This is a genomic window from uncultured Georgenia sp. (assembly GCF_937958535.1).
Classification (GTDB): Bacteria; Actinomycetota; Actinomycetes; order Actinomycetales; family Actinomycetaceae; genus Oceanitalea.
The window spans coordinates 1-5,947 of sequence record NZ_CALGNQ010000031.1 but is presented as its reverse complement, the minus strand read 5'-3'; the positions used below and the strand labels follow the sequence as shown (position 1 = coordinate 5,947).

The following is a 5,947-nucleotide window of genomic DNA, read 5'->3' as shown; positions in this document are numbered from 1 at the left end:
CCACGTGCAGGTGCGGGGAGTTGGCCAGCGCCATCTCCGGGGACATCTCCCGGCCCCAGTACCAGGCGGCGTCGGTGGTGGGGCCGAAGGCGTCCAGGGCCCACAGGCTGGCGTGGGTGACGACTGCCCGGAAGCGGTCGGTGTGGCCGGCCACCCAGTTGGCCATGTACCCGCCGAAGGAGCCGCCCATCGCGGCGGTACGCGACGCGTCGATGTCCGGGCGCTGCTCGACGGCGTCGGTGATGGCCATGAGGTCGGTGAACGGGGCCCCGCCCCACGCGCCCCACCCGCGCTGGATGAAGTCCTGCCCGTAGCCCGTGGACAGTGCCGGGTCGGGGAGCAGCACCGCGTACCCGCGGGCGACCATGATCCACGGGTTCCACCGCCACGACCACGCGTTCCACGAGTTCAGCGGCCCGCCGTGGATCCACAGCAGGAGCGGCGCGGGGGAGTCGGCACCCGCCCCGTGGGGGAGCGCGAGCCAGGCCCGCACCCGTACTCCGTCCTCGGTGGTGGTCTCCACCTCGGTGAGCGTCCCCGGCAGGGCGGGTCGCTCGGCGGGACCGCGCAGCACCGTGACGGGAGCGCCGCCCTCGTCGACCGCGTCGAGCACGGTGAGGTCGATGCGCACCACCTCGGCCGGGTAGGCGTAGGAGGAGCGCAGCGCGTAGGCCGCCGCGCCGTCCGGGGCGACGACGACGTCGGTCAGCGCGCCCTCGTCGGTCAGGCGGGTGACCGCGCCGGTGTCGAGGGCGACGTGGAAGAGCCGGGAGCGGCCGTCCTCGTCGGCGACGACGAGCAGCCCGGTGCCGTCCGGGAGCCAGCGCACCAGCGCGGGCCAGCGGTCCCACTCCCGGGTCAGGGCACGCTGTCCGCCGCCGGTGGCGTCGACCACCTCGACCCACACCCGCGGGGCCTGCTCGGCGGTGCTGTGCTGCTCCCGGACGTAGGCCACCCGTGACCCGTCCGGGCTCACCCGGGGGGCGCCGAGGTCGGCGTCGGGGGCGTCGACGAGCACCGTCTGTGCACCGTCGGCCAGGTCGACCCGCCGCAGCTGGGTGCGCACGGCTCCACGCGCCTCGGGCACGTTCCACGTCGTGACGAGGAAGGTGCCGTCGGGGGCGACGTCGGACTCGGTCTCCACCAGGGCGGCGCGGGCGCCGGGGGTGAGGTCGCGCAGCTCGTGGCTGCCGCGGGGGGCTCGGGCCTCGTCCTCCGGCGCCGGGTCTGCGGCCGCGTCTGCGTCGCCGGTCGGCTCGGCGACGTAGATCCGGGGCAGGTCGGGGCCCAGGTCGTGGTCCCAGTACCGCACCGGGTACTCGCTGTGGAGGATGGCGCTGACCTTGCGCTCGGTCCGCTCCTTGCGCAGCCGGTGGTCCTCGTCCGGGTCTGCGGCGGCGGGCAGGGTGGCCGCGGTCAGGGTGACGACGGCGGCCCGGGTGGCGGCACGCACACTGCTCACCCCGCCGGGGTGGGCGGCGAGCAGTGTGGCCTCCCCGCCCGCGGCGGGCAGTGACCAGACGGCCGGCTTGGCGTCGTCCTCGGAGCCGCGCTTGGCGACGAAGAGGAGGTCGCCGTCGGCCGTGAACACCGGCTGGGACTCGCCCGTGGGGCCGTGGGTGAGGCGGCGTGCCGGGCGCTCGCCGGTCGGGTCCACCTCCCACAGGGCGGACTGGTACGTCGTCCGGTCCTCGTTCAGCGTGCTCACCGCGGTGACGAGCCGGCGGCCGTCGGGAGAGAGGGCGAGCCCGCCGAGCCGGGGCAGGGCGATGTAGTCGTCGAGGTCGTGGAAGGGGGTCGCGTTCACGCTTTCTGTCCTATCACGCCCCGCGGAGGCTCCCCGCGTCCATTTCCCGTGCGGGCGCGGTCCGGTCAGGGTCAGAGCGCCACGAGCACCTTCCCGGAGGCCTGCGAGTCGCGCGCCACGGCGAAGGCCTCCAGCGCCCGGTCGGCGGGCAGCTCGTGGGTGACCACCTGCTCGATCTCCGGCCGGGCGTCCAGCAGCGCGACCGCGGCGTCGATCTCGTCCTTGAAGCGGAAGGACCCGAGCACCGTGAGCTCCTTGGAGATCATCGGCGCAAGGTTGATGCCCTTCGGCTCGTCGGGCACCATCCCGAGCTGGACGTGCACCCCGGCCCGGCGGGCGGCACGGAAGGCGGCGTTGATGGAGGCGGGCACCCCCGAGCACTCCAGGACGACGTCGTACGCCTCGGCCGGCAGCTCCTCGGCGCTGACGTCCACGGTCCGGTGCACGCCGAGCGCCCGGGCGCGCTCGAGCGGGCCGGGCAGCACGTCGGTGGCGGTGACCTGGGCGGCTCCGCCGGCGAGCGCGGCAGCAGCGGTGAGCAGCCCGATCGGGCCGGAGCCGGTGACGAGCACCCGCGCGCCGTCCACCCCGCCCGCGAGCGTGATCCCGTGGAGCCCGACGGCGAGCGGCTCGGCCAGCGCGGCCCGGCGCAGCGGCAGCGAGCGGGGCAGCACGCGGACCATCGACCGGTCGACGAGCAGCAGCTCGCTCATCCCGCCCTGCGTGTGCGGCCAGGTCGAGGCGCTGCCGAGGTAGGCGCCGCCGGGCCACAGGTGCGGCCGGTCCTCGATCCCGGGGCGCTGCTCGCCGAACGTCGCGGGATGGACGGTGACCGGGGTGCCCGGCGCGAGCTGCCCGGAGGGGTCGAGGTCGACCGTCCCGGACACCTCGTGGCCGGGCACCAGCGGCTCGCGGACGACGAACGCCCCGTTCGCGCCCTCGTAGTAGTAGTGCAGGTCCGAGCCGCAGATGCCGGCGTAGGCGATCCGCAGGCGCACCTGGTCCGGCCCGGGCTCGGGGTCGGGGACCTCGACGACCTCGAGGTCCTCCTTGCCGTTGATGACGACCGCCCTCACGGTTCCTCCTACACCACGGCGGTCATGCCGCCGTCGACGAAGATGTTCTGGCCCGAGACGAAGCTCGAGGCGTCGGAGCACAGGTAGACGAGTGTGCCGACGAGCTCCTCGAACCGGCCCCAGCGGCCGGCCGGCGTGCGGTTGACCACCCAGGCGTTGAAGGCCTCGTCCTCGACGAGGGCCCGGTTGAGCTCGGTGGCGAAGTAGCCGGGGGAGATGGCGTTGACCTGGATCCCGTAGCGGGCGAGGTCGGCGGCCATGCCCTTGGTGAGCATCGCGACCCCGCCCTTGGTGGCGGAGTAGGGGGCGATGGTCTGGCGGGCGAGGAGCGACTGGACCGAGCCGATGTTGACCACCTTGCCCGAGCCGCGCTCGGCCATGCCGCGGGTGATCTGCTGCGACACGTAGAACACGCTGCTGAGGTTCGCCGCGACGATGGCGTCCCAGTCCGCGGGGTCGAACTCGTTGAACGGCGCGCGGCGCTGGATGCCGGCGTTGTTGACGAGGATGTCGGGCACCCCGTGCTCGGCGACGAGTGAGGCGACCCCGTCGCGCACGGCGGCAGCGTCGGTGACGTCGAAGGAGACCGTGGGGACCTGCCCGTCCCCGGCGGCGGCGACCTGTTCGCGGGCGCGGGCCAGCGCCTGTGGGTCGCGACCGTGCAGGACCACCCTGGCGCCGTGCTGGGCCAGACCTTCGGCCAGCGCCAGCCCGAGGCCGCGGGAGGAGCCGGTGACGAGCGCGAGCCGGCCGGTGATGTCGAAGAGTGAGCGGGTCACGGCGGTGCCTCCCGGGTCAGAAGATGGCGAAGACGGCGAGGGTGAAGAGGAACCCGACCACCGACTGCAGGGTCTGCTGGACCGTCCACGTCTTCAGGGTGGTCTCGACGTCCATCCCCATGAGCCGGCCCACGAGCCAGAACCCGGAGTCGTTGACGTGGCTGGCGAACACCGAGCCGGCCGCCGTCGCGAGCGTGATGGCGACGACCTGCAGCTCGCTGTAGCCGCCGGTCGTCACGGCCGGAGCCATGAGCCCGGCCGCGGTGACGAGCGCGACGGTCGCCGAGCCCTGGGCCACGCGCAGGACGACGGCGATGAGCCAGGCGGCGAGGATGACCGGCACCCCGAGGTCGCCCAGGACGTCGGACAGCGCGTCACCGATGCCGGAGAGCCGCAGGACGCCGCCGAACATGCCGCCGGCGCCGGTGATGAGGATGACCGAGGCGACCGGCCCGAGGGCGGAGTCGACGATCTTCTCCAGCGCGGTGCCGTTCTCACCGCGCCGGTGGCCGAGGACGACGAGCGCCACGAGCACGGAGATGAGCAGGGCGACGGGGGCGGTGCCGAGGGACATGAGCACCTGCACCCACGTCTCGGAGTCGTCGACCACGCCCGCGGTGTCGAGGAAGTCCAGCCCGGTGTTGAGGAAGATCAGCACGAGGGGCAGGAGGAGGATCCCGACGACGGTCCCCACACTGGGCGGGTTGACCTGCACGTCGTCGTCGACGCTGCCGAACAGGGCCGGCACGGGCAGGATGACCCGCCGACCGACGAAGATGCCCCACAGGTACCCGGTGAGGTACCAGATGGGGAAGGCGAGGATGATCGCGACGAGCAGGACGAGGCCGATGTTCGCCTCGTAGAGCTCGGTCGCCGCGACCGGGCCGGGGTGCGGCGGCACGAAGACGTGCATGACCGAGAACGCCGTCGCCGCGGGCAGCCCGTAGAGCAGGACGTTGTTCCCCAGCCGGCGGGCGACGGCGAAGATGATCGGCAGCATGACGACGAGCCCGGCGTCGAAGAAGATCGGGAAGCCGAAGGCGAGGGACGCCAGGCCGAGCCCGAGCGGGGCCCGCTTCTCCCCGAAGACGGACACCATCTTCTCCGACAGCACGCGCGCGCCCCCGCTGTGCTCGATGAGCTTGCCGAGCATCGCGCCGAGGGCGATGAGCAGCGCGACCGAGCCGAGCGTGCCGCCGAACGCACCGACGAGCGAGGAGACCAGCGCAGCCACCGGGATGCCGGTGACGAACGCCGTCAGGAGCGAGACGAGGACGAGGGTGAGGAAGGCGTGCAGCTTGAAGACGATGACGAGCACGAGGATGAGGGCGATCGCCCCCGCCGCGATGAGGAGGAGCGGCCCCGCACCGAGGGTCTGGCTCCACTGCTCCATGATCTCTTCGGCGTCCATGACGGTGCCCCCCGTAGGTCAGAGAGAGGCCGGGGGCGGGCACCCCCGGCGGGCCGCTCTCGCACCGTAGCGGCGCACCCCCACGGCCGCGACCGGGGGCCGCGACCGCGTGGACCGGCCGTCGGCGCGGGCGTCCCCGCACGACACGCGTCGGCCTGCCGCGTGAGAGCGGGCCGAGCTGCCGCTAGCGTGTGCCCATGGGGGTCGACGACGGCGCGCCTGACCAGGACGAGCTCCTCGCCGGTGCCGAGGGCTCGGTCGAGGTCGAGCTCGCCCGCGCCCTGTCCGCGGCGCAGCGGCAGATCTGCTGGCTGCGTGAGGAGCGTGCCGGGCTGCGCGCCGAGTTGCTCGGTGAGCCCCGGGAGTCCTGGGAGGAGATCGCCGACGGCGCCCCCGAGGTGCTCGGGGTGGTGGTCGAGCAGGCGGTGCCGGAGGCGGCACGACGCCTCGCGCAGCGGGACGCCGCCGGCGAGACCTGGGAGCGGCTCAGCGAGAGCGTGCGGCAGACCTACCTCACCCGGGCGCGGGCCGCGGTGGAGGCGGTGGTGCCCATCTTCGAGGCCGCGGTGGCGGCCATCCCCGGCCTGGGGGAGGTGCGCCGGGCCCAGCTGCGGCTCGGGCTGCCGCCGGAGGGCGATCTCACCGAGCTGCTCGACCACGTGCGGGCGGAGAGCCGGGCCCGGGCGCTGCAGGAGGTCTCGGAGGACCTGCGCAGCCGGCTGGAGGACCTCGAGCTCACGCGGCAGGCGGTGCAGGCGGTGGAGCTCGTCGTCGTCGAGGGCGAGCACATGGCCTCCCAGCACGCCTCGCCGATCGCCGTCGAGGTGGCCGAGTGGTTCACCCGGCGGCTGCAGCAGGCGCTGGCCGCCCCGGA

5 protein-coding genes are annotated in these 5,947 nt (G+C 74.0%); 1 reads left to right on the top strand and 4 read right to left on the bottom strand.

Features of this window, described 5'->3' with window-relative positions; genetic code table 11:
- The 4 genes from Q0195_RS01475 to Q0195_RS01460 all read right to left on the bottom strand — a co-directional run.
- A partial coding sequence (locus Q0195_RS01475) for a prolyl oligopeptidase family serine peptidase (protein WP_299273590.1) occupies nt 1-1,807 on the bottom strand: 1,807 nt, incomplete at its 3' end.
- 71 nt (nt 1,808-1,878) lie between these two features.
- The gene (locus Q0195_RS01470) at nt 1,879-2,883 is read right to left on the bottom strand and encodes a zinc-binding dehydrogenase (protein WP_299273587.1); all 1,005 of its coding nucleotides are present in this window, start codon (nt 2,881-2,883) and stop codon (nt 1,879-1,881) included.
- A gap of 8 nt (nt 2,884-2,891) precedes the next feature.
- A complete protein-coding gene (locus Q0195_RS01465; protein ID WP_299273585.1) occupies nt 2,892-3,662 on the bottom strand; it encodes a glucose 1-dehydrogenase in 771 nt (256 codons plus the stop codon).
- A gap of 16 nt (nt 3,663-3,678) precedes the next feature.
- The gene (locus Q0195_RS01460; protein WP_299273592.1) at nt 3,679-5,055 is read right to left on the bottom strand and encodes a GntP family permease; all 1,377 of its coding nucleotides are present in this window, start codon (nt 5,053-5,055) and stop codon (nt 3,679-3,681) included.
- Nucleotides 5,056-5,270: 215 nt separating this feature from the next.
- Between Q0195_RS01460 and Q0195_RS01455 the strand changes: the two genes are divergently transcribed.
- A partial coding sequence (locus tag Q0195_RS01455) for a hypothetical protein (protein WP_299273582.1) occupies nt 5,271-5,947 on the top strand: 677 nt, incomplete at its 3' end.